At 45.7% G+C, this 955-nt stretch carries 1 protein-coding gene; it reads left to right on the forward strand.

Going from position 1 to position 955, the window contains the following annotated elements; all coding sequences use genetic code 11:
- Positions 1-939 (forward strand): elongation factor Tu (tuf, locus tag J5X92_RS20850; RefSeq protein WP_208806429.1); only part of this gene is annotated, 939 nt, incomplete at its 5' end.
- Positions 940-955: the final 16 nt, after the last annotated feature.

Consider the following 955-nt stretch of genomic DNA (forward strand, 5'->3'; position numbering starts at 1 on the left):
TGCCCAGGACACGCTGATTACGTTAAAAACATGATCACCGGTGCTGCACAGATGGATGGAGCTATCCTAGTAGTAGCTGCGACTGATGGCCCTATGCCTCAGACTCGTGAGCACATCCTACTTGGTCGTCAGGTTGGTGTTCCTTACATCATCGTATTCATGAACAAATGTGACATGGTTGATGATGAAGAGCTTCTAGAGCTAGTAGAAATGGAAGTTCGTGAACTTCTTAGCGAATATGAATTCCCAGGCGATGACCTTCCAGTTATCCAAGGTTCTGCACTTAAAGCCCTTGAAGGCGATGCAGAATGGGAAAAGAAAATCATCGAACTTGGTGAAGCTCTTGATTCATACATCCCAGAGCCAGAGCGTGCTATCGATAAGCCGTTCATTCTTCCAATCGAAGACGTATTCTCAATCTCAGGCCGTGGTACAGTAGTAACGGGTCGTGTAGAGCAAGGTATTGTTAAAGTTGGTGAAGAAGTAGAAATCGTTGGTATCAAAGATACGACTAAGACGACTTGTACTGGTGTTGAAATGTTCCGTAAACTTCTTGACGAAGGTCGCGCTGGTGAGAACGTTGGTGTTCTTCTACGTGGTACTAAGCGTGAAGACGTTGAACGTGGTCAAGTACTAGCTAAGCCTGGTTCAATCAACCCACACACTAAATTCGAAGCTGAAGTATACGTACTAAGCAAAGACGAAGGTGGCCGTCATACTCCATTCTTCAAAGGCTATCGTCCACAGTTCTACTTCCGTACAACTGACGTAACTGGTGCTGTAGAGCTTCCAGAAGGCGTAGAGATGGTAATGCCTGGTGACAACCTTAAGTTCGTAGTAGAACTTATTGCACCAATCGCGATGGACGAAGGTTTACGCTTCGCTATCCGTGAAGGTGGCCGTACTGTAGGTGCTGGTGTTGTAGCTAAGATTCTTTAATCTAAGCAAACCAAAG

The sequence above is a fragment of the Alteromonas sp. K632G genome (assembly GCF_017653625.1).
GTDB lineage: Bacteria > Pseudomonadota > Gammaproteobacteria > Enterobacterales > Alteromonadaceae > Alteromonas > Alteromonas naphthalenivorans.